This window comes from Pedobacter jeongneungensis (assembly GCF_000633455.1).
Taxonomy (GTDB): domain Bacteria; phylum Bacteroidota; class Bacteroidia; order Sphingobacteriales; family Sphingobacteriaceae; genus Pedobacter; species Pedobacter jeongneungensis_A.
Genome location: NZ_AYMG01000014.1, coordinates 93,686 through 117,163, shown reverse-complemented (window position 1 = coordinate 117,163; position 23,478 = coordinate 93,686). Strand labels below are relative to the sequence as shown.

At 38.6% G+C, this 23,478-nt stretch carries 18 protein-coding genes; 4 read left to right on the top strand and 14 right to left on the bottom strand.

Going from position 1 to position 23,478, the window contains the following annotated elements:
- Positions 1-7 precede the first annotated feature (7 nt).
- From U859_RS0114340 to U859_RS0114330, 3 genes are all read right to left on the bottom strand, one after another.
- Positions 8-3,046 carry a TAT-variant-translocated molybdopterin oxidoreductase gene (locus U859_RS0114340; RefSeq protein WP_025144049.1) on the bottom strand — a complete coding sequence of 1,013 codons (3,039 nt, stop codon included), beginning with the start codon at positions 3,044-3,046 and terminating at the stop codon, positions 8-10.
- A gap of 48 nt (positions 3,047-3,094) precedes the next feature.
- Positions 3,095-4,393 carry a c-type cytochrome gene (locus tag U859_RS0114335; RefSeq protein ID WP_025144048.1) on the bottom strand — a complete coding sequence of 433 codons (1,299 nt, stop codon included), beginning with the start codon at positions 4,391-4,393 and terminating at the stop codon, positions 3,095-3,097.
- A 255-nt stretch (positions 4,394-4,648) separates the two neighbouring features.
- On the bottom strand, positions 4,649-5,629 hold the full coding sequence (locus tag U859_RS0114330; RefSeq protein WP_025144047.1) for a deoxyhypusine synthase family protein: 981 nt from the start codon (positions 5,627-5,629) through the stop codon (positions 4,649-4,651).
- Positions 5,630-6,306: 677 nt separating this feature from the next.
- Here U859_RS0114330 and U859_RS0114325 point away from each other — a divergent pair.
- Both U859_RS0114325 and U859_RS0114320 read left to right on the top strand, forming a co-directional pair.
- Entirely contained in the window at positions 6,307-7,437 is a 1,131-nt protein-coding gene (locus U859_RS0114325) for a BamA/TamA family outer membrane protein (RefSeq protein WP_025144046.1), read from the top strand.
- A 225-nt stretch (positions 7,438-7,662) separates the two neighbouring features.
- On the top strand, positions 7,663-7,908 hold the full coding sequence (locus U859_RS0114320) for a hypothetical protein (protein ID WP_025144045.1): 246 nt from the start codon (positions 7,663-7,665) through the stop codon (positions 7,906-7,908).
- Here the strand turns inward: U859_RS0114320 and U859_RS0114315 are convergent.
- The 6 genes from U859_RS0114315 to U859_RS0114280 all read right to left on the bottom strand — a co-directional run bounded on the left by U859_RS0114315 (position 7,905) and on the right by U859_RS0114280 (position 16,690).
- The gene (locus tag U859_RS0114315) at positions 7,905-10,283 is read right to left on the bottom strand and encodes an outer membrane beta-barrel protein (RefSeq protein WP_025144044.1); all 2,379 of its coding nucleotides are present in this window, start codon (positions 10,281-10,283) and stop codon (positions 7,905-7,907) included. The two genes, U859_RS0114320 and U859_RS0114315, sit on opposite strands and share 4 nt — an antisense overlap.
- Positions 10,284-12,458 (bottom strand): M56 family metallopeptidase, encoded by a 2,175-nt coding sequence (locus U859_RS0114310; protein WP_025144043.1) that lies wholly within the window; start codon positions 12,456-12,458, stop codon positions 10,284-10,286.
- A gap of 12 nt (positions 12,459-12,470) precedes the next feature.
- Complete coding sequence (locus U859_RS0114305; protein WP_025144042.1) at positions 12,471-14,030, bottom strand: N-acetylmuramoyl-L-alanine amidase; 1,560 nt, start codon at positions 14,028-14,030, stop codon at positions 12,471-12,473.
- On the bottom strand, positions 14,027-14,395 hold the full coding sequence (locus U859_RS0114300; protein ID WP_029985772.1) for a BlaI/MecI/CopY family transcriptional regulator: 369 nt from the start codon (positions 14,393-14,395) through the stop codon (positions 14,027-14,029). Before U859_RS0114300 ends, U859_RS0114305 begins: the two co-directional genes overlap by 4 nt.
- A gap of 836 nt (positions 14,396-15,231) precedes the next feature.
- A complete protein-coding gene (locus tag U859_RS0114285) occupies positions 15,232-15,903 on the bottom strand; it encodes a DUF1345 domain-containing protein (protein ID WP_025144040.1) in 672 nt (223 codons plus the stop codon).
- Positions 15,904-15,907: 4 nt separating this feature from the next.
- Positions 15,908-16,690, bottom strand: coding sequence for an O-methyltransferase (locus U859_RS0114280; protein WP_029985770.1), 783 nt, complete (start codon positions 16,688-16,690; stop codon positions 15,908-15,910).
- Between the two features lie 44 nt (positions 16,691-16,734).
- Here U859_RS0114280 and U859_RS0114275 point away from each other — a divergent pair, with 44 nt between their 5' ends.
- Both U859_RS0114275 and U859_RS0114270 read left to right on the top strand, forming a co-directional pair.
- Positions 16,735-17,598, top strand: coding sequence for a transglutaminase-like domain-containing protein (locus U859_RS0114275; RefSeq protein ID WP_025144038.1), 864 nt, complete (start codon positions 16,735-16,737; stop codon positions 17,596-17,598).
- Between the two features lie 14 nt (positions 17,599-17,612).
- On the top strand, positions 17,613-18,734 hold the full coding sequence (locus U859_RS0114270) for a glycoside hydrolase family 18 protein (protein WP_025144037.1): 1,122 nt from the start codon (positions 17,613-17,615) through the stop codon (positions 18,732-18,734).
- Here the strand turns inward: U859_RS0114270 and U859_RS0114265 are convergent.
- The 5 genes from U859_RS0114265 to prfB all read right to left on the bottom strand — a co-directional run bounded on the left by U859_RS0114265 (position 18,729) and on the right by prfB (position 23,344).
- Positions 18,729-19,211: a CAP domain-containing protein gene (locus tag U859_RS0114265; RefSeq protein ID WP_025144036.1), complete on the bottom strand. Its 483-nt coding sequence runs from the start codon at positions 19,209-19,211 to the stop codon at positions 18,729-18,731. The two genes, U859_RS0114270 and U859_RS0114265, sit on opposite strands and share 6 nt — an antisense overlap.
- Before the next feature lie 67 nt (positions 19,212-19,278).
- Complete coding sequence (locus tag U859_RS0114260) at positions 19,279-20,103, bottom strand: glycoside hydrolase (RefSeq protein WP_025144035.1); 825 nt, start codon at positions 20,101-20,103, stop codon at positions 19,279-19,281.
- Positions 20,104-20,467: 364 nt separating this feature from the next.
- Positions 20,468-21,304, bottom strand: coding sequence for a hypothetical protein (locus U859_RS0114255; protein WP_025144034.1), 837 nt, complete (start codon positions 21,302-21,304; stop codon positions 20,468-20,470).
- Positions 21,305-21,344: 40 nt separating this feature from the next.
- The gene (locus U859_RS0114250) at positions 21,345-22,259 is read right to left on the bottom strand and encodes an alpha/beta hydrolase (RefSeq protein ID WP_025144033.1); all 915 of its coding nucleotides are present in this window, start codon (positions 22,257-22,259) and stop codon (positions 21,345-21,347) included.
- Between the two features lie 10 nt (positions 22,260-22,269).
- Positions 22,270-23,344, bottom strand: a protein-coding gene (gene prfB / locus U859_RS0114245) for a peptide chain release factor 2 (RefSeq protein ID WP_115684151.1) whose coding sequence is annotated in 2 segments (ribosomal slippage) — positions 22,270-23,283 and positions 23,285-23,344 — 1,074 coding nt in all. Because the reading frame shifts where the segments join, the coding sequence is not laid out codon by codon here.
- Positions 23,345-23,478: the final 134 nt, after the last annotated feature.

Here is a 23,478-nt window from a genome sequence, read left to right as displayed (position 1 = left end):
CTAAAGCTTACGCTTGTACTTTTGTATCTGTATTTCTAATCTTAGTCATATATCCGATACCTGGTTTCACATTGATTTCTTCTAATACGTAGTAGATACGCTCAGAACGTAATGCTTTTGAAACCTCTGAATTAGGATCGTTTGAATCACCAAATATGATTGCATTTGCTGAACAAGCTTCTTGACAAGCCATTTTAATATCGCCATCTTTTAATGGACGTTTCTCCATTTTAGCCTGTAATTTGCCACCTTGTATACGTTGGATACACATTGAGCATTTCTCCATAACACCACGTGAACGTGTAGTTACATCAGGATTTAAAACCAATTGGGTAAACTCGTTATTTAAATAGTTATCGAAACGAGAATCGTTCCAGTAATTGAACCAGTTGAAACGACGTACTTTATATGGACAGTTGTTTGCACAATAACGTGTACCTACGCAACGGTTGTAAGCCATGTGGTTTAAACCATCTGATGAGTGTACCGTAGCCAATACCGGACAAACTGTTTCGCAAGGTGCGTGATCACAGTGTTGGCACAACATGGGTTGGTGAACAACAGAAACATGATCTAAGTCTTCTAACTTAGCAATTTCTTTTTCTTTGGTTACATCACCAGTTGGTGTTTCGTAGCTATAGTAACGGTCGATACGGATCCAGTGCATCTCGCGGCGACGGCGAACTTCATCACGGCCTACAACCGGAATGTTGTTTTCTACGTTACAGGCAACAATACAAGAACCACAACCTGTACAGGCATTCAAATCGATTGCCATTACCCAGTTGTTACCTGGTTTTTCATATTGATCCCAAAGATCGTAATCTTTATGCTCGCCTTTTTCGTTACCAGCTCCAGGATTTTTTAAGAATTCTTTAAAAGTAGCTTCTTTAATCACTGCACGGCCCTCGAAAGAGTGGTGAGTTTGTGTTTGTGCAAGCTCATAGTAACCGCCTGTTGGGGTAATGGTTACGTTTGTAGCATATTGCATGGTTCCGTTTACAAAAGAAACAAAAGGGAAAGCATTTTTACCTACATCGTTACCCGCTTTACCAACTTTGGTACGGCCATAACCTACAGCGATAGATGCAGTTCCTTGTGCCTGTCCTGGCTGGATTAACACCGGAAGATCTACTGAATATCCGTTGCTTCCTTTAACAGACACAACATCAAATTCTTTAACTTTTAATTTCTCCGCAGTTTTAGGTGCAAGGGCTACAAAGTTATCCCAGGTTACTTTCGATACCGGATCAGGTAACTCCTGTAAGAATGCATTGTTTGCATTTTTACCATCACGCATTGGTACGTTTTCGTAAACCTGTAACTCAATCTGATCGCCACCTTTAAAAGCTTTACTGCTGTTTGCAATTGAAGTTGCAACAGCACCTAATGATAAGGTAAAGCTATAAGTACCAGCAGGTTTAGCTGCTACAGTAATAACACCTTTCTCTAATACCTCGTCCCATTTCAATCCAGCTGCTGGTAATACTTTCGCTTCCCAGTTACTGCGTACAAACTGATAGTAATCTTTAACAGGAGCATCAGCCCAGGTTAATAAACTTTCTTCTGCCTGACGGCTATTGAAAACAGGGTTAATGGTTGGCTGAACGATTGAATAATATCCTTCGTAAGCATTTGCATCACCCCATGATTCTAAATAGTTATGGTTTATAGCGATGGCATCACAAAGTGTAGCAGTTTCATCAGCACGGTCTGAGAATGAAATTTTCGCAGGTACCTTAGCCAATGCATCAGTAAATGCTTTTGCATTCGCTGCATCGTAAGCAGGGTTACTGTTTAAAAATAAAACAGCACCAACTTCACCACGGCTCATTTCTGCAACTAAACCATTAAATTCAGCATCGTTACCTGCATATAGGTGGCAAGCATTATCTAAATCGATAGTAGTACCATAACTTCCGATAGCGGCGTTAATGGCATTTACTAAAATTTGTGTAGAAACATCGTTCGAACCGCAAACTACAAGGCCTTTACCTTTATTTTGCAATAATTCTTTTGCTGCCAGTTTAATTACTTTATCAGCAGTGGTGTTGTTACCCAACGTTCCGCCTGGTAAAGCAGCACCGGTAATGGCATTATATAACGCAATTAAAGCAGGACCTTCTTCCGACAATTTAACCGGAACACGGGTATCTGCATTGGTACCAGTTAAGCTCATTCCACTTTCGAACTGAATGTGGCGGCTCATTTTTTTATTTTCTAACGATTTGTAGTTACGGTTAGCAGTGTACTGAGCAGTAAATTCTTCGCCACTGATCCACGTACCTAAGAAATCGGCACTGAAACTTACAATTAAGTCAGCCTTATCGAAGTTATATTTTGGTAAAACTGCTTTACCAAAACTGTTTTGATTGGCCTGGATGATACCGGTATAAGAAACCGCATCATACTGTACCAATTTAGCAGCAGGATATTTAGTCACAAACTGTGCAATTACTGCATTAGTTGATGGGCTGTTTACCGTTGATGCTACAATACGGATTTTCTTTCCGCCAGCCTGTGCTTTTGCCAACTCGCCTTTTACAAAGCTGTCGATTTTTGCCCAGGTAGTTTCTTCTACTTGTCCACCTTTTACTGTAGCAGGTGCTTTTAGTTTAGATACATCGTATAAATCTAATACAGAAGCCTGCGCTCTTGCATCAGTACCGCAGTTAAACTGACCCGCATTTGGATTTGGTTCAATTTTAATTGGGCGACCTTCCCTTGTTTTAACCAAAATACTCTGACCGTTAAAGCTGGAAGTATAGAAGTTAGGAATACCCGGAGTTACTTCTTCAGGTTTTACCAGATAAGGAATTGATTTTTTTAACGGTGTACTTTGGCAGGCAGCTAAGGTAACCGCACCTAAACCAAAACCTAACGCCTTTAAAAAGTCGCGGCGTGGGGTAACGGTACTTAACCCTGCTTCATTTAAAACATCTTCTATTGGAAGTGGCTCGGCGAATTCGTTTTTGTTATTCTTAACAAAATCGGGTGTATTGTTATACTCCTCTAAGCCTTTCCAGTATTTTTTATTGCTTTCCATTTAAGCTATATTACTGTTTATCGAACGTTCTTACTAAACTCTAATCTATTAATAGTGGCATTTACCACACTCTAAACCACCCAATAAAGCTGGTGTGATTTTCTCGCCTTTTTTAATTTTCTCGTGCGCTTCGATAACCTTAGCGTAGAAAGCATTGTTTTTCTGACCAGAAATATCTGTTTCTTTATGGCAGTTAATACACCATTTCATGGTTAATGGAGAATATTGATAAATTTCTTCCATGGTATTAACCGGACCGTGACAAGCGAAACACACAGGCTCGTTTGGTTGTAATCCTTTTGCTTTACGAATTGCATCTTCAGCAACAACTACGTGTTGAGAGTGGTTGAAGTAAGCAAAATCAGGTAGATTGTGTACACGTACCCACTCCATTGGTTTTGATTTACTTTCGTCGTATTTCTGCGTTTCAGGATCGTAACCTAAAGCACTATAGATTTTTTTGATCTCCGGAGAAATCTCACCATCATATTTATCTCTTGCCTGAACAGCTTTGTGACAGTTCATACAAACGTTTAATGAAGGGATAGTTGCATTTTTAGATTTAAACGCTCCGTTGTGGCAATACTGACAATCGATCTGATTGATACCAGCGTGCAACTCGTGTGAGAATTTAATTGGCTGAACTGGTTGGTAACCGGTATGAACACCAGTATTCCACATGCCCATCCAACCGAAAGAACCTAAACAGATGATCAAACACAAGATAAAGAACATCACGAACTTCTTGTTTTTGAACATTTTGCGCACACCAACTTTTAGTGGCACATCTTCTTCGATCTCGATACCTTGTTTCTGTAGGATCAAACGCTCTAATAATTTAGAGGCACGACCTAAGATAACCAGGATAACTACAGCTAAAACTACGATAGCTACGATACCTGCAATTGATAAACCTGAAGTACCGTTATCTTCAGCGCCAGCTTTTGGTGCATTTGGATCTACAGCAGCTTTTGGCTCACCTTCTTTAATGTATGCTAAGATATCTTTTACTTTCGCCTCATCTAACTCAGGGAAGGTAGTCATTGCTACTTTACCGTTATCGTTAAATAATTTAACAGCAGCAGGATCTCCGGCGGCAATCATTGCTGCGTTGTTCGGGATCCATTTTAACAGGAACGCTTCAGGGTGACGATCGCTTACTCCTTCTAGTGCCGGACCAATAACTTTGTGATCTAACGCATGGCACGAAGAACATTTTGCTTTGAAAAGCGTTCTTCCTTCTTTAGCATCCTGCGCATTTACGGTGGAAACCGCTATTACGGAAATTGCTGAAAATACGAATAACGACTTCCAAACGCTTTTTAAAATCATCGAGATATCTCTCATAATGAACACTTTATACTTATTTAATTTACTTTTTGTTGTGAAATTGATGCTTGAACCCAGATAGCCCCACCAAAACTTGAACAAAAGTATAACTTATTAATAAATCCCATGACATAATAGTGACTGGAAATACAATTTATAATCATTCTAAACAAATGTCGTTTCAAGCCATTCAAGGCATAAAAATGCCCATTTTTGATACTTTATCTCAAATGGGCATACCAGAAACCAATTTGGTTTATTAAAATGTTATCATTATTGTTTTAATATCCAGGCAAACATTAACGGCGCAACAATTGTCGCATCACTTTCTACAATAAACTTAGGTGTATTGATATCAAGCTTGCCCCAGGTAATTTTTTCGTTCGGCACGGCACCAGAATATGAACCATAAGAAGTGGTCGAATCTGAGATCTGGCAGAAGTAACTCCAGAAAGGAATGTTCTCCATTTCCATATCCTGATATAACATTGGCACTACGCAGATCGGGAAATCGCCGGCAATACCACCGCCAATCTGGAAGAAACCGATTCCTTTGCCACCACTGTTTGCAATATACCAATCGGCCAGCCAGCCCATATATTCAATACCGCCTTTTACCGTAGTTGCAGTAAGTTCTTTTTTCATTACATAAGAAGCGAAGATGTTACCCATGGTAGAATCTTCCCATCCTGGTACCACAATTGGCAAATTCTTTTCTGCAGCAGCTAACATCCACGAATTTTTAGGGTCAATTTCATAGTATTGCTCTAAATCGCCACTTAAAAGCATTTTGTACATAAACTCATGCGGAAAGTAACGTTCGCCAGCAGCTTCGGCATCCATCCAGATTTTTTGGATGTGCTTTTGTAAACGACGGAAAGCTTCTTCTTCCGGGATACAGGTATCGGTAACGCGGTTATAATGGTTTTCTAAAAGATCCCACTCATCCTGCGGACTTAAATCGCGGTAATTAGGAACGCGTTTATAATGTGAGTGTGCAACCAGGTTCATAATATCCTCTTCAAGGTTGGCACCTGTACAAGAAATAATAGACACTTTATCCTGGCGGATCATCTCTGCAAGTGAAATACCCAATTCTGCAGTACTCATTGCTCCAGCAAGTGTGATCATCATTTTACCACCCTCATCTAAATGCGTTTCGTATCCTTTAGCCGCATCCATCATTGCCGCAGCATTAAAATGGAGATAATTACGCTCCATAAACTGAGATATTGGTCCTCTTGTATTGCTCATTTCGTTTTGTATTGTTTGCCGCAAAAATAGGTATTTAGGCCGAAAGGTGAAAGCGTAAAAGCGTTTAGCGTTCAGGGGCTGGCGTTTGGCTTTAAATTAGTCCGGAGTCTTCAGTCCAGAGTTGGCAGTCCTTAGTCAATTAAACTACGTGAATTCCATTCAACGATCGTCATCCTGAGCGTAGTCGAAGGATCTTTTTATTTGAAAAGCACCTGCAGTAGCGTTTATTAAAGGTAGTCCGGCTTTCCGGTACAAGTCCGCGGTTCGTACCTCACCTGCGGGCTTTTCCCTTCAATCCGGTTTAGATGGCGGCAGGCATTGCCTCGAATCCTAGCGATCGTCATCTCGACTGAAGCGCAGCGGAACGGAGAGATCTATCTTGAGGTAGATTTTGCTTTGCAGAGCCTACGGGTTCTCCACTGCGTTGCACTCCGCTCGAAAGGACGATTTGGGTTTTTGGAGTTGAGATTGAGCAGTCGCCTGGTACAATTAACCCCCTGAGCGTAGTCGAAGGGTAATCAGTTAACCGATTAACCAATAATACAGTTCTCAGTTGCCAGTTTTCAGTTAACAATTAAACAATCCAACAACAAAACAATATTAAGCCTTATGCTAACCAATGAACTAATGACTATTGAACAAATGAACTATAACTAAATTTCCTTTTCTTTGCAGAAATGAAAAAATATTATCTAATTATTTTACTTGCGCTCGTTTCAGGAAGTTCATTCGCACAGATGAAACTGATCAGGAAGATGCTCTCCAACGAAAAAGACACTACCCGTAAGGCCAGTTTTTTGCCGCTGCCTGCTTTTGGCTATAGTCAGGAAACCGGGTTTGAATTTGGTGTGGGTGCCATCTACTCATTTTATATCGACCGGAAGGATACACTGAACCGCAGTTCCAATTTCGCTTTGAATACCACCTATTCTACTAAAAAGACTGCTAATTTTATGTTAAAGGGTGACATGTGGACGAAAGGAAACAAATATCACTTTATAGGTGATATCCGTTTCAAAAACCAGCCCTTCAATTTTTATGGCATCGGCAATAATGCTAAAAAGATAGATGAAGATAAATTAGACCAAAGGGTTTTTAAAACACTTTTCGATGCCGAAATGAATACTTTGCCTAAAGCTTATACTGGTGTTTCACTTGGTTTTGAGAATTACCATTTTATCGACAAGGTAGCCGGAGGTATTTATAGTACCAATCCACAGATTTTGGATAAAGACGGTGGTTCGGTGGCCTGGATCGGCGCATCGCAAAGTTACGATACCCGCAACAGCAACAATTACCCAACAAAAGGTTTTTTTGGCAGGGCAACCTATCAGTATGCTCCTGATTTTTTTGGTGGAGACAGTTTTAATGGCTCGCAGATTAAGTTAGATCTTCGCGGTTTCTTTAGCCTGGCACCGAAAGTGGTTTTGGGCGTACAAGGAATATTTTACACCATACAGAGCAAAAGCACGCCATTTTATTTACTGCAGCAATTGGGTAACGACCAAATGATGCGTGGTTATTACAGTGGCCGTTACCGTGATGAAAACCTAATGGCCGCTCAGGCCGAACTCCGCTACCGCTTTATGAACCGTTTTGGGATCGTAGCTTTTGCCGGCACTGGTAAAGTATTTGCTAACGGCCAGTTTAATGGCGATGGACTAAAGCCAAACTTTGGTGTTGGCGGTCGTTACTTTTTCGACCCGGCAAAAGGTTTGAGCGTTCGCTTAGATTATGGAATGGGTGAAAAACTACCGAACGAAAAACGTCAGGCAGGATTTTACATTAGTTTAGCGGAAGCGTTTTAGGGGAGGGATGATGTAAGAGGGAAAAATCGATGATGGGTTTGATGCAATCATCCATTTGTTTTGTCATCCTGAATTTAGTCGAAGGATCTTTAAAAACAGATACACACGGATCAACACAGATAATATTATAGCCACGGAGGCGCAGAAAGCACAGAGAATTTTTAATCATCATTCTGCCAGGTTTGTCATCCTGAGGGATAATTTATTTTATAAAAATCAATATAAATGACAGAAGGTTTTAATGCGGTTTATTGGCCGGGAGGAATCGTCATTGCGAGAAAGGCTTTTTCAGCCGACGAAGCAATCTTTCTAGCAAGGATCGCTAGCAGGAAAGATTACTTCGTCGTACCTCCTCGCAATGACGACTTTTCTTCGTATCTGTCAATGGTAGCGGAGTTGAAGGATCTTTACAGAAAAATAGATGTAGAAAAATTCAGCAAGAAAAATCTTCTTTCCATTTCCCATCCCTAATTACTCCTCCTCCGCTCCTCTTCATTCCCTAATTTCCGATCCTGCTGTTTAATTTTTTCGTTACCGAAATTATAACGGAAGGTGATTCGCAGCTGGCGGCTATCATAATAGTTATTGTATTCTTGCCTGATGTTGTTTATCAAACTACTATACTGGTATCGATTTGTCTTAAAAACATCACTTGCCGCAATGGCCAATTGTATTTTTTTATTGAATAATAAAGTTTTAATCCCCAAATCAAGGTTGCATTGACTTTTATTCCGGTTCAGCCCATCAATTGTGGGGAATTGATACCAAAAACTTATTTCGCCTAAAATGGTTTTCGACTGGTTAAAAACAAACTGGTTAAGGGTAGAAAAATAAGCACCAAATCCATTCAGGCTACCTAAGGTTTGGGCAATGCTGGAATTTGAGACCATATAAAAAACATCAAACTGATTATTACTTTCCCACCCCTTCACAACATTAAAAGTAATGGCATTGCTCAATTGATAATGATACGCTGTAATAAAGTTAACTGGTTTAGCAATCTGAATCTTACTACTTGCCTCAACAAAATTGATATCATTAAAACCATCAGTGGTTTTGTTAAAAGATAAAGAAGTGCTGAATATATTGTTATAGGTATGAGAAAGCTCAATGTTATCGTTATAAGAAGGTTGTAAGAAAGGGTTACCTTCTGCATAGGCATACTGATTACTATACCACCGAAAAGGATTTAGTTTACGGTAAGGTGGCCGGTTAATGCGGCGGCCATAGTTTATCGAAAAAATATTTTTATCATTTGATCTGTAAATCACATAAAGTGTAGGGAAAAGTCGCAAATAATCATCTTTATTCCGTTCATTAACCGATATTCCTTCAATCTGCGTATATTCCCCCCTTAATCCTGCCTGAAAATCCCATTTTTTGATTCTTTTATTGAAATTAACATAGAGCGCCTGGGTATTTTCATGGTAATTAAACTGATTGTTTTGCCCCGGATCAATTTCATAATGATGATTAAGCACTTTGTAAAAAGCAAGATCACTCTGGTTTTTGATAAAACTCAATTTTGTACCAAAAGATAAGTTAAAGGTTTTATAGGGCAAATCTACATCTGCTTTTAAGGTAAAAAAATCAATATTTTGTTTACTGGCTGACAGGTATTCGGCAAAGGAATTCGGAATTACCGTTCCGTTTTCAAAATAACCTGTATTATTAAAAAACCTGTTTTTATCATCCCTATAGATAAACCAATCGCCATTAATGGTGAGTTGCTTTCCGGTCGAATCTAAAGCTTGTTTTAAATAAATATTCGCCGAATGGTAATGAGATTTAATTTTAGCATTCGCATCAGAATTCAATACAGAATCTAAACCATAGCCTTGGTTATAAACCTTTGTTTTAATATTTTCTTCCGAATGGAAATTGGTAAGTCCGCCGTTATACGATAAACCCAACAGTGTTTTCTTGGAAGCCTGGTAATCCATTCCGACCTGTCCGCTGGGTACTGTTCTAAAATTCCGGTCTTTATTTACCATATTCCAGGTTTGCGCAGGATAAAAAACATCGCTTTGCTCATACGGAACAATAGAGCCTTTTCTTATATTGAAGTTTGAAGACAGTGTAATTTTGTTTTTCCGATAACTTAAATTCCCGCCAGCAGATGTGGTAAAATAGCTTGCCTTGGTTAGAGATGAATTTACCGAACCTTTGAAACCTTCGGTAGTCGCTTTTTTGAGTATAATATTGATCAGCCCATTATTTCCCTGTGCATCATATTTGGCTGGCGGATTGGTAATGACTTCAATTTTTGAAATATTTTCTGAGGAGATGGATTTTAAATAATTCGACAGTTCATCTGCCGACAAAGGTATTAGCTTATCGTTAATCATTACATTAACCAGGCCTTTACCCACCAATGAAACTTTATCATTCAATACCCGTACGCCAGGAACTTTTGAGAGCAGCTCCAACGCATCTGTTCCGATTGCTGAAATGCTATTCTCTACATTAAAGACGGTCCTGTCGATCTTTTTTTCGATCAATACTTTTTTAGCAATCACCTGAACATCGGCAAGGTGATGTTGATTTCCCTTAAGCCGGATATTAATTACAGTATCCTTTGTTAGCGTAAATAACTGGCTTGCAACCTCAAAACTAAGCGAAGAACAAATAATTGAATATTTTCCTGCCTGTAATTTATTGAAATGGTAAAATCCTAAGCTATCCGTTTGGGTATAATTGATTACATTTTTATACCCAGAAATTTTAACATTAACAAATGGTAAAATTTTAAACTCCTCATCGGTTACCTTGCCCGAAAGATTAAACTGTGCTTGTGAAGATAAGCCAGAAAAAACCGCAATAAGAAAAAAAATAGACCTGAACATCTAGTGGTTTAAATCAGCACCGTATAATTTGGCTTTTTTTGTTTTCATATCAAAAAATAAGCTATCGGCCTTCACTTTAGTATCGCCCGAGGTCATGGTGGCATCGTTAACAAGTACTGTATTATTTTTTTTATTGTAAACAATTTTAGATCCTGACAACTTTATCTCGTTATAGAACAACCTTGCATTTCCGAATAACGATATGATAAACTTATCTGAGCTCATTTTAACCGAATCGTTGGCAACGTATTCTACTTTATCATTCAACCTTGCTAAAAAATCCTTCTCACGCGCAGCATCTTCTATACTCACTCCAGGTTTACCCTCTCCATTTTCTGCGCTATAACTCCCTTTATTGAGGTCGAATGTAAATAAAGTTGCTTTTACTGTTCCTTTCCCATCCACCGTTTTAAGCGTGGCATTTTTGGCAAGTATTTTATTATTGGCCTGATCAAATTCTACATACCGGGCTTCCAATCTATTATTCATAATCTCCATCACAGCATTTTCCATGTAAGAAACATTATTCCTTACATCACCCCTCATTTTAGTATATGAAATGATCTTAGGCTTAGTGACATCAGTAACTATAACTGGTTCATTTTTTACTGCAGCAACTTTCTGTTTCCCATCATTAAAATAAAAACGATTAAAAAGTGCTTCATTTTTGATCTGGTATTTTTTAGGTTCAGAATACATTACAATCATTTTATCGGTAGTGTAGGTATTTTTTGCCACCAATTTTTCACCAATAAATTTAACCAATACCTGGTCGCCTACTTTAAAGTTATAATCCTTTATATTTTGTGCTTTGAGGTTGAGGTTGATAGTAAATAAACCATCGTTTAAAACAATTTTTTCGATCTTGCCATTATCCAACTTTTCTATTGCTTTAATTTTTGAAGTAGCAAAGCGAGCCTTATTCGCTTCGTATAAAAACGCATGGTTTTCTATTTTTCGCTCATATATTAAGCTTCCGGATAAAGTGGTAACTTTTGTTGCGTTATAAATCGGTCCGTTCGTTTCTGCGATAACTTTACCGCTTTTATCCACTTTTTTCATGTTAAAGCCTTTACCCGATATATAAGCGATCAGTTCATCGCCGACTTTAATTTTTTCTTTAAAAGTGGTGGCTTCAATCGGATAAATTTTTCCATCCGATAATAAATCGAATGTATAAAAACCTATCGCTTCTTTTTTAATATTAAGGACTTTGCCTTTCAATGTTCCTTTATAAAAATCTTTAGAAGGTTTGCTCTCCTCCTTTATATTTTGTGCATATACTACCTGTACAGCAAATAACCAAAACAGTCCCAAAGCAACCGGCAATGTCAATAAATACATTAACTTTTTCATGTTTTTAGATTTTGAGTGGAACAACATTTTAATGCGGTCTTTAATAGGGCTTTTCACAAAATTGTGGATCAAGGGCATATCACTTTTAGCGATGGCCAGTTTCAATAACAGATTGACATAAGCCTCATTTCCAAAACCGTTTGAAGTCATCTCGTCGGCCTCATATTCGTGCACCTGTTCTAAAGCCTTATCGTACAAATAAATAATAGGATTAAACCATAAAATTGATTTAGAAATCATCAACATCATTTTATCTACAGAATGGAATTGCCTGGCATGCACCTCTTCATGTTTAAGCAAAACAGCCAGATCAGCCTTACTTACATTACGCTCATCGATAAAAACATAATTAAAAAAGGAGCAATTGGTAAAACCAGCCGATTTGGAAATGAGCTTTAAACCATTACTATTTTTAGTGTATCTACCCGTATATTTTAGCAAATTGAACAACCGCCACAAACAGATCAGGAATAAAAGCAAAGCGATACCAACATAAGCCTCATAAATCATCTCTGACCATTTGATTTCAGGTTTTGCCTGCTGATCATACTCCAGCATTATCGGCTGAATAAGCTGCACCGGAGCAGGATTAACTGGTTTTATTTCGGGTACATTGGCCGAAACTGGAGTGTCTGTTACCACCATTTCGCGCTTAATTTCAAATTGCAAAAGCGGAATGATAAAACTCAGCAACAAGGTACTCAACAGGTAAAAGCGGTTGATTTTAAAGAAAGTCAGTTTTCTCAAAAACAACAGGTAAAAACCAAAAAACAATACCGTGCAGGCGGTAACTTTAAGCAGGTAGATTAATCCTTCCATAATTGTAATTAATTAGCATCCACGTTTTGAGAACTGTACATAGCCATCTAAAATCAGGTTACTGATCCTTCTGATATTTTTTTCCTGATTGATGTAATCCAGCGTTTTCGCATCCGAGATATTTCCCATTTCAATTAAAACCGCCGGCACTTTCGATTCTCTTAGCAACAGCAGGTTTGCATCTTTTAAAGAATCTTTTACCGCCAAACCATTCAATTGTTTCAACTTGCCTAAAATACCGGCGCCCAGATCTTCGGCAGCTTTAATGTTTCCATTCAGTTTAGAAACATAAACCTCAATTCCGCCAAAAGGAGCAGCAGTATTTGCAAGTGCAGCATTATGGTGGATAGAAATAAATGCAGTGGCTTCCTGTTTTGGCAATCGATCGCGAAGTGAAATATACTGATCAGCATTTCTTGTTAAGATTACCCTAATGCCTCTTTTTGCGGCTTCTTCCTTCAGTATTTTCACGGCTCTTAAGTTCAGGTCTTTTTCCTTTTGTCCGTCCAGGGCAGCTATCGCACCATCTTTCCCTCCATGACCGGCATCAATAACCAGCACTGGCTCTACTTCGTTAAAAGCAGGGTTAGCATTCGGATTAACTTTAATATTGCTGGTTAAATAGTTCATTGCATAAACATTTGGTCTTTTGGGCGCATCTGCAGCGACTTGATTTCCGTTTGCTGTTTTTGTAATAATAACCTCTTCCCTGTTTATAAATGCCATACAACAAATCATTAAAACAGGAAGAATGGCCAGATAGGCTAACTTTTGAAACTTTACATTTGGTTCTTTGTACAACATTTTAATCCTGTTTTTTAAGGGGAGTTTACTGAAACTATTCACCGCTAAATTTTTAGCAGGCATGGCCAGGTTTAACAGCAGTGAAGCATATACTTTTTTATCTGCAGATTGGGTTGTTCCGCGATCGGCCAAAAATTCATGGTTATGATCAATTGCATTACGCCAGAAATAAATGATGGGATTAAACCAAAGGATAGCGGTTACTAAGTTTGCTAAAAGTTTATCGAAAGCGTGCAATTGCTGTACATGGACTGATTCGTGTTTTATAATCAGGTCCTTTTCGTTTGATTGTAAGGAAGAGTCGACAATAATCTGGTTAAAAAAAGAGCAGTTTTTTATGGCCGATTGCTCATCGACTAAAATAACGTCGCCATCTTTATTTATCGCATGTTCATGCAATTGGAGCTGGATACGCACCATCATAAACAACATCCTAAAAACAAGGATAGTCAGGATAGCACAATAACTATATATCAGGAGCTGATCCCAGTGTACACTGTTGTTAATTGTGCTTACTCCATCTTCATTATCCTGCTCTATAAAACCATCATTATTATAGGCGATTTTTGAAGGAATTTGGTCGCTGGAAACCACCACTTCATGCCTGTTTTCAATAGTAATGGCCGGAATACCAAAACTTACCAACAACATCAATAATAAATAAGCACGATTGAAGTTAAAAAACGTGAGTTTGGCCAATAAAAATTGATAAACCGCAAAAAATATCAGCGTACAGGCCGAAACCTTTAACAAATAGATTAAAATCATGGCTTTGAGTTTTGATTGATGATCTTTTTAATTTCTTCTATATCCTTTTCACTCAGCTTTTCTTCTTTTACCATAAAGGATAAAAGACTGCTTGGGGAATTATCAAAATAACCAGAGAATAGTTTGGAGAAAGTGGTTTTGGCATACTCATCTTTACTTATAGCCGGAAAGTATTCGTAGGTTTTGCCATAAGCCTTGTAATTAACATAACCTTTTTTCTCCAAAAGCCTAACAATTGATGAAATGGTATTATATGGAGGCTTAGGCTCTTCTTCCAGCTCATCAATAATATCTTTTACAAATGCTTTTTGCAGTTTCCATAAAACCTGCATAATACGCTCTTCTGCTTTGGTTAATTCTTCCATACTCAAATCTATAACTTATTTTTCAGTTTTACAACTATAAAATAAGTTATATTACTGAAAAACCAGTTCAAGTTATAAAAAACTGATTATTAGAAAGATAATTTATTTTTTTTTATTTTTCAGGAAATAAAAGCGTAATCGTTTTTGGCAACTGAAGTCCTGCCATAAGGAAAGGGCTGCTCCTGGCGCGTGGCAAAAAGCATTTGACAGTTGTAAGTAAACCCGATTGGAGTGAAAGCCCGCAGCGCAGCGAGGACTTTAAACGGAAAGCGGGGCTGAAGACCGCCAAAGGAGCAGAACTGTACATTTCCCAATAACTGTTGAATGTAGTGCTTAATAGCTTACAGATGCTTCGTGCCTCAGCATGACAGTTTAGTTTATCGCTTAGATGCACTAAGGTGACTTAGGTGGTTAAACATAAACTTCGATTTTTTAATTACGACATATAGATCTCTCCATTGCACTTCGGTCGAGATGACGGCGTCTATCGTTTTGGAAATGAAAGTGCAGTGGTTCTTGGCAATTAAAGTCCTGCCATTCGCTTTATCCCGTGATCCCGATGTAAAATCAGGACGGGATGCCCGCTACTGTCAGGTTTATAAGGAAAGGTCTGCTCCTGGCGTGTGGCAAAAAGGCATTTGACTGTTGTAAATAAACCCGATTGTACGAATGCAGATTCCTTCAATCTGCAGAAGGGAAAGCGGGGCTGAAGACCGCCAAAGGAGCAGAACTGTACATTTCACAATAACTGTTGAATGTAGTGCTTAATAGGTTACAGATGCTTCGTGCCTCAGCATGACAGTTTAGTTTATGACGAACCCTTACAAACGATGAATCTAGTTACTTAAACCTGCAATGGCATTGATGGTTAAGGCCACGATTACCGTATTGAAGATAAATGCAATTAAACTGTGTAACAGCGATAGTCTTCTGAGTTTCCGGTCCGAAATTTCTACATCAGAAACCTGAAAAGTCATGCCCAGCACAAACGAAAAATAAGCAAAATCGATAAAATCGGGTTCATCATCACCGGGAAACTCCAGCCCCGAGCCTTTCTTTTCTGTGTTACCATCCTTATCGTCGCCATAATAAAGGTGCGCATAACGCATGCTAAAAGTGGTATGTACCAAAAACCAGGATAAAAACATACCCGCAATGGCTACTACTAAATCAAGCGGCTCGATATCTTTGTTAATGAGCAGTAAAACTACCGCCAGCAGCCCTGCAAAGGTTGAAACCACTACGATGGCAAAAATCTCACCCCGGGTTTCATCCTGCATCCTGGCCTTTAGGTGTGTTTCGGCTGCCGAGGTATGAAAAAACATATACCAGTGAAGGCTGATCAGGATTAAACAAAATACATCCCAACCTAACATGATATGCGCCAGTACACTCATTTCGATAAAAAATGAAACCAGGTAAACTACAATCCCCGAAAATAGACTGATCAGCAAAATAAATAATGCCGATCTTTTTTGGATACCTTCTAATTTCGGTTCAACATTCATATTCTTAAAATTTAAGCTTAAAGTGTTCTTTTACCTGTCCTTTTTTAAAATAAACCAATCCGATCCAGAACAAATCAACCGTTACGGTAACATCAGGATGGTTTTTAATTTCTGTCCAGGCTTCTTTCATGCCTTCGCTCCAATAAATATCGTCAAAAATAAGCAGCGAATTTTCATTAACTTTTGGCAGGCACCATTTAAAATAATTCAGCGTAGCATCTTTGCGGTGATTTCCATCAATATACACGAAATCCAAACTTGGTTGTTTGGCAATAATATCGGGTAAAATCAGGTCGAAATTGCCCACATGAAGTTCAATATTATCAAGATTTAAATCTTCAAAATTCTTTCTGGCCACCTCAGCGGTTTGCGGACAGCCTTCTATGGTAATAATTTCAGTTTCGGGATCTGTTTTGGCCAGATAAGCTGTAGTTATACCCAAACAGGTACCCAATTCTATTGCACTTTTAGGCTTGGTATTTTTAGCCAAACGGTAAATCAGTTTAGCCAAGCGTGGACTTTTCAATGCATTTTTTGCAATCTGACTCACCTTTTTTGTACGGTTTTTATTGAGGTGAGAACCCGCTCCGAGGTCGGTAACAGTGATTATCGAATCGTCATTAAAAAGTTTTTTTCGCTGTTCTTCTATATTTTTGTATTCAGATTTGTCGGTAAAATCGTAAATTACCTCATCAGCTAGCTTGTACACGAATGGTGAATGCGTTCCATGCCTGCTTTTTGCTGTTAAACGGTGTTTTAGGTAATCTGTAATAAATTGAAATAGCATAATATTGCAAAAGTAATTAAACACCGCAAACGTATGTATGTTTTATGGAAAATAACGCAGAGATAAGTGCTTTAGTAAAATTATTGGATGATCCTGATGAGGAAGTATTCCAACATGTTGAGAAAAAACTACTGGAATATGGTGGTTCGGTTATCCATTTTTTAGAAAATGCCTGGGAACAATCTTTCGATGGGCTGTTACAGGAACGTATTGAGAATATTGTTCACCAGATCCAGTTTAAAACGGTTAAAGAAGATTTAAATCTATGGTATTTGAGCGGAGCTTTTGATTTATTGCAGGGTGCATTGATTATTAATCGTTATCAATATCCTGATTTAGATGAACAAAAAGTAATTAACCAGATCGAAGAAATTAAACGTGATATTTGGCTGGGCCTGCAATATGAGATGAGTTCGGTTGAAAAGGTAAAACTGATCAACCATGTACTTTATCAGCAATATGGCTTTGGAGGGAACACCAAAAACCACCACGATCCTCAAAATTCTTATTTAAATCAGGTATTAGAAAGTAAAAAAGGGAACCAGATTACGCTGGCCATTATTTATTCTACTCTGGCTCAAAAACTTGATCTTCCTGTTTATGGAATTAATTTGCCACAGCATTTTATTTTAGGCTATATAGACGATAGCAAACAAGAAGGAAATGAATATGGTGTGCTTTTCTATATCAATGCTTTTAACCGTGGCAATATTTTCGGCAAACATGATGTTGATCAGTTTTTACGCCAGCTTAATTTAGAAGCTTTACCTGAATATTACAGACCTTGCAGCAATACCGACATTATCCGTCGCGTAATTAGAAACCTGATTTCGGCTTACGAAAATGCGGGAGCTACCGATAAAGTCGCCGAATTAAACGAATTACAGGATATTATTGCCGAAAAATAGTTTATCCAGATCCCATGCATAAAAGAAAGCTTACCCTCCCAACTATACTGTTCTGCATTGCAGCCATTATTTCGTTATCCTTTTTGAGTAGCCAATCAAAAGCTCAAAAAACAGTTAAACCGAATGTTATTGCGTATTACACAGGGCAAAATTCGGTGATCGACAGCTTTCCCATCGAAAAATTGAGCCATTTGATTTACAGTTTCGGGCATTTAAAGGGTGATAGTTTAAACATCAGATCGGCGAAGGATTCGGCTTTAATTGCTAAAATGGTAGAATTAAAAAAGCGTAATCCTGATTTGAAGGTGATGATTGCGCTGGGTGGCTGGAGTGGCTGCGCGCCTTGTTCTGAAGTATTCAGCAGGGCTGACGGACGGAAAACTTTTGCCAAAACCACTAAAGAAATCCTTGATTTTTTCCGTGCCGACGGCATAGATCTTGATTGGGAATATCCTGCGGTAATGGGCTATCCGGGACACAGGTACACGGTGGATGACAAACACAATTTCACTTTATTGATTAAAGAACTTCGAAAAAAATTAGGCAAAAAGGCTGAAATCAGTTTCGCGGCCGGCGGAACGAAAAACTGTATCGATTCCTGCTTCGAATGGGACAAGGTGATGCCTTTGGTAAACAGGGTAAATTTAATGAGTTATGACCTGGTGAGTGGTTATGCGGTTAAAAGTGGTCACCATTCACCTTTATATGCTACGGCTGAGCAAGATTTATCAGGCGATTTTGGGGTGAAAGCTTTAATAAAACTAGGCGTCCCCGCTCAAAAAATAGCTTTGGGAGCAGCTTTCTATGCCCGTATTTTTGAAAACACTACTGATGCCAACCAGGGATTATATCAACCTACAAAATTTATTAGCGGGGTATCTTTTAAAAACTTTAAAAAACAGTTTTCAAGCGAAAACGGCTACAATTATTATTGGGACGAAAAGGCCCAGGCGCCGTACTATTATAATCCTCAAACAAAATACCTCGCTACGTTTGATGACCCGAAATCAATATCATTGAAAACCAAATATGTGATTGATCAAAAACTAAATGGCATCATGTTCTGGGAACTTACTGATGATGCCTATACAGATGGCTTGCTGGATGTGATTGATAAAACCATAAAAGAATTATAAGGGGCTACCAAAGGTTACTACCCAGTAATTTTGAGCCATACCAACACCCGCTTGTTTACTTTTAGCATCCATCATTGCCAGGCAATGGCTTACACTATTTTTCCAGGCGGCAATTACCTGATCGGCCTGACTGTATCCTTTAGCCAGATTTTCTGCTCTAAAATCGCCTGTATAACCAGTATTTAAAGCACGCTCCTCTGGTGTACTGCCTTCTGGAGATAGGTGATCAAAATAGTTCCGCTGCGCCATATCTTTAGCATGCGCTAGTGCTGCATCCTGTAATTGCTTATTTGATACTAAATTGGGTACTGGCGGCATGTAAGTGGTGCCACAATTGCATCCGCTTTGCCGTAATGCATTAATTTTATCGATCACCAAATCAACGTCCCGATCCGGCACAGTCATTTCATCCTTTTTACATTGCACCAGTAAAATAAAGAGCAACATGGCAGCAAACACGCTTAGGTATTTTTTCATATTTTATTTATCCTGTAAAAGGAGGCAACTGTAAAGTTACCTCCAATATGCATGTTGATTCTATCAATTAAAAGGCTCTTTCTCTGCCCATGTAAACATTTTTACCGGTGTAAAAAGTATTACCAGACGGACCAGGAGAGCCGCTATCACCTTCCATTTGCATGTTGATGATGAGCCACATCGGTTTATTTACCGAATTGCTCATGGTATGTTTAGCTACCCAAACGTTATCGATATAATAATGGCAATCTACATCGGTTGCGCTCACTTTATTGTACCAGCATTTGTAATTATGGTATGAGCCCGCAGTAGAAACTGTTGTGAGTTTATTTTCCCAGCCACCATCGTAGGTATTCTGCCAATTGGTATTACTGCCTTTAAACTCCATAATATCACTTTCGGGTGGCCACGAATTAACACCGGTGATCCAGAAAGCAGGCCAGGTACCTTTGGTAGTTGGTACAGCAAAATCGCCCGAAATGGTATAACTGGGAAACTGATCATTAATGAGTACCTGTTGTTTGGCATAACAGGCGCCCGAATTGTACCATATGGCCACGTTGGTAAAACCATTGGCCGTACTGTTTCCAGGCGAGGAAGCTAAACGTGTAGCTTTAATGGTTAGTACTCCACCACTCAACGAAATCTGGTTATGGTTGGTGGTACTTCCCACCATACGTGCAGAACCATTATGATCGGTACCCCAGGGATAATTATAATTCCATTGTGCCTCGAAAGCAGTATAACTGGCTAATGAGTTACCATCAAGCAATGTTTCCCAGGCTTTAACCTCACCATTTTCTGATTGAACTGTTTCTTTATCCTTTTTACAAGATAAAAGGGATAAAAATGCGCATGCAAATAGCATACACCACATTTTTTCATTTCTCATTTTTTTTGAATTAGGTAAATATTTGGTTAATTGTAAAGCATTTAGCTATTGAACGCCAATTAAAAAAGAACATAAAACCCGTAATTCAACAATAATTACCGTTTGAGATGGCATATAAATAAACTCAGGTTGATGTACTTTTATTAAATTTGGTTAGATCAAGCGCATAGTAATCGGTTTCGAAACGACATTACTGTAAGCAAATATAGACGACGACTCACCAAAAAATGAGGGGCTAAATCGTAAAAAAGGAGTGGTAAAATGAGCGCTTTAATCAACCAGTTATAAGAATACGACAAAAAAGCGTTTAAAAACAAAAGCCTGATCAGGCTTCATGATCAGGCTTTTCAATATTTTTAAACCATTAATTACAAGTATAACTTAAAGTGTATTTTGCATTATAAGTTTCAGTTGTAGAAGGCCCGCTCGAGGGGTAAAAAGTAGAAATATTTGAAAAGTTTAGTGAACTGGCATTACCCTTTGCATCATATTGTGAAGTGAAAGTTATTACATCATCACTAAATGGCTTACCATCCTGATCAACGGTTTTAGATACACTTTTAATGAGTACATTTTTAGATTGTTTGCCGAAATATCCTCCAGGGAAATAATCAACATGATATGAAAGTGGATCGGAGATTTCGTAGGTATTAACGGCAATATCGTTAGAATAAGAATAAATAGTAGTTTCAGTGAAACGTAGATCTCCACTAACTGATACAGCTTTCACCAAATTCCCATTTGAGTAAGTTAAATTATCAGTGGTACTCAAATCGCTATTTAAATAATTCTTTACCTGAACCAGATAACCATCACTGTTGTAAGTGTATTTTCGTGTATAATCGTAATAAACACCCCCAACCATAATTATACCCTTGCTTCCACTCGATACTGCCCTTCCATTTTCGAGAACAATTTCGGCCATATACCCACTCTCATCAACTGCGGTAATTTTGCTGGCAGAATAGGTATAAGTATTTGTTTCAGGTCCCGTAGTTGCTTTCGATATCCGTCCCAAAGCGTCGTAAGCAAAAGTGATCGTATAACTGCCCAAAAAATCTAAATCAGCCTTTAGGGTAGTGAGCTTACAACCGTTGCCTTTGGCAAGCAGCTGTTCGTTAAAATTAATTTCTTTTTTACAACCCGCTATTGTGATGATGGCAACAAAGGCTACCATGGCATATTTGATTGTTTTTTGCATTGAAATTTCTGGTTAAGAGGTTAAAATATCAGCAAAGATATTAAAATTTCTCTTTTTTCATCCAGTCAGCCAGCAAGTTAAACCAATCTACATCTGATGTTTTATTAATTAAACCAAAACCATGACCACCTTTTTCATACAGATAAATATCGGTATCTACTCCGTGTTTTTTTAATGCTTCATTCATCAAAACACTATTTTCGTAAGGAACCGTTTTATCATCTTTTGCGTGTACAAAAAAAGTTGGTGGTGTTTTTTTGTTTACATTTTTATTTGCAGAAAAATAGTGTTTAAGGTTTTCGGGAGGATTTGGGCCCAATAAATTCTTCATAGTACCAGTATGCACTGATTCTTCAAAACTGATTACAGGGTAAATTAATGCCCCGAAATTTGGCTTTAAGTCTACCTTTTCAGGGTCTGCAATTTTCAAGTCGTTATAATGCGTAATTAAGGTTGATGCAAAATGACCACCTGCAGAAAAGCCCATAATCCCGATTTTATTGGCTTTAATGCCATACTTTTTAGCATTCTTTCTGATGAGGTAAATGGCCTGCTGGGCATCTTGTAAAGGGCCGTAGGTTTTATCTACCATGATGGCATCACTTGGTAAGCGGTACTTTAATACAAAAGCCGTTACGCCAATGGCATTAAATCTTTTGGCAACATCAGTTCCTTCATGACTAAAAGCGAGGGCACTATAGCCTCCTCCCGGACAGATAATTACTGCGGTTCCGGTAGCGATGTTTTTAGGCGCTTCGAAAACCGTGAATGTAGGTATTGATACTTTGGTTACACTTAAAGTGCCATTCGATCGTACTTCGGTGTTTTCTACATAATCAGCAGGGGTTGGTTTAGCTCCAGGAATTTCGCCCTGATATAAGGGCACGATTTCCTGGGCATTTGAATAGTTAATTGCCATAAACAATAACATGATAAGGATTGATGATTTTGCCATTTGATTTAAATTAAAACTCCATTAAATAAGCCTTTAAAAAATCGTTGATATCGCCATTTAAAACTGCATCAGGGTTCGAAGTTTGATAATTGGTGCGGTGATCTTTCACACGCCTGTCATCCAGCACATAACTTCTGATCTGCGAGCCCCACTCAATTTTCTTTTTCGATCCTTCAATAAGCGCTGTTGCTTCGTTACGTTTACGCTCTTCAATCTCGTATAATTGCGATTTTAATAAACGGATGGCATTTTCTTTATTCTGCAGCTGTGATCTCGACTCCTGATTTTTAATGATAATACCCGATGGCTTGTGGTATAAACGTACGGCAGTTTCTACCTTGTTTACATTCTGCCCACCGGCACCGCCGGCCCTAAAAGTTTCGAATTCTATATCCGCAGGATTAATATCGATCTCAATGGTATCATCAACCAGTGGATAAACATAAACCGAAGCAAAAGAAGTATGCCTGCGGGCGTTCGAATCGAATGGAGAAATCCGCACCAAACGGTGCACACCATTTTCGCCTTTAAGGTAACCATAAGAAAAATCGCCATCAAACTGGAGTGTTACCGATTTTATACCTGCAACCTCCCCTTCCTGGCTATCTTGCTCGGTAATTTTGTAACCGTTTTTCTCGCCCCACATCATATACATCCGCATGAGCATGTAAGCCCAGTCGCAGCTTTCCGTTCCACCAGCACCTGCGGTAATCTGTAGTACAGCAGAAAGCTGGTCTTCCTTATTCCGCAACATATTTTTGAGTTCCAGCTCTTCTACAGCAGTTTTGCCGATCTCGAACTGGTCTTTCAATTCTGCTTCCGAAGCATCGCCTGATTGAAAAAACTCAAACATCACAGCAGTATCTTCAACTGCATTATTGGTTTGGTTAAACCCATCAGTCCATTTTTTCTTTGAACTGATTTCGGCAAGAATTTTTTCTGCTTTTTTTGGATCGTCCCAGAAATCGGGCGCCATTGTTAATTTTTCTTCTTCGCGAATGGCGTAAAGTAGCTCATCAACGTCAAAGATACCTCCTCAGCGACGTTACTCTGTCCCTTAAATCCTGAATTTGTTCTTTGGTCATGGAACAAATATATAAAATCGCTTTGAGCATAGCGCATGGCGCAAAGCGATTTCGGTTAAAACTGATCCTTTACTGCTTATTAAGCAATTTTGTTTTCTTTAACCAATCAGGCACTATGATCAATTAACCAACGG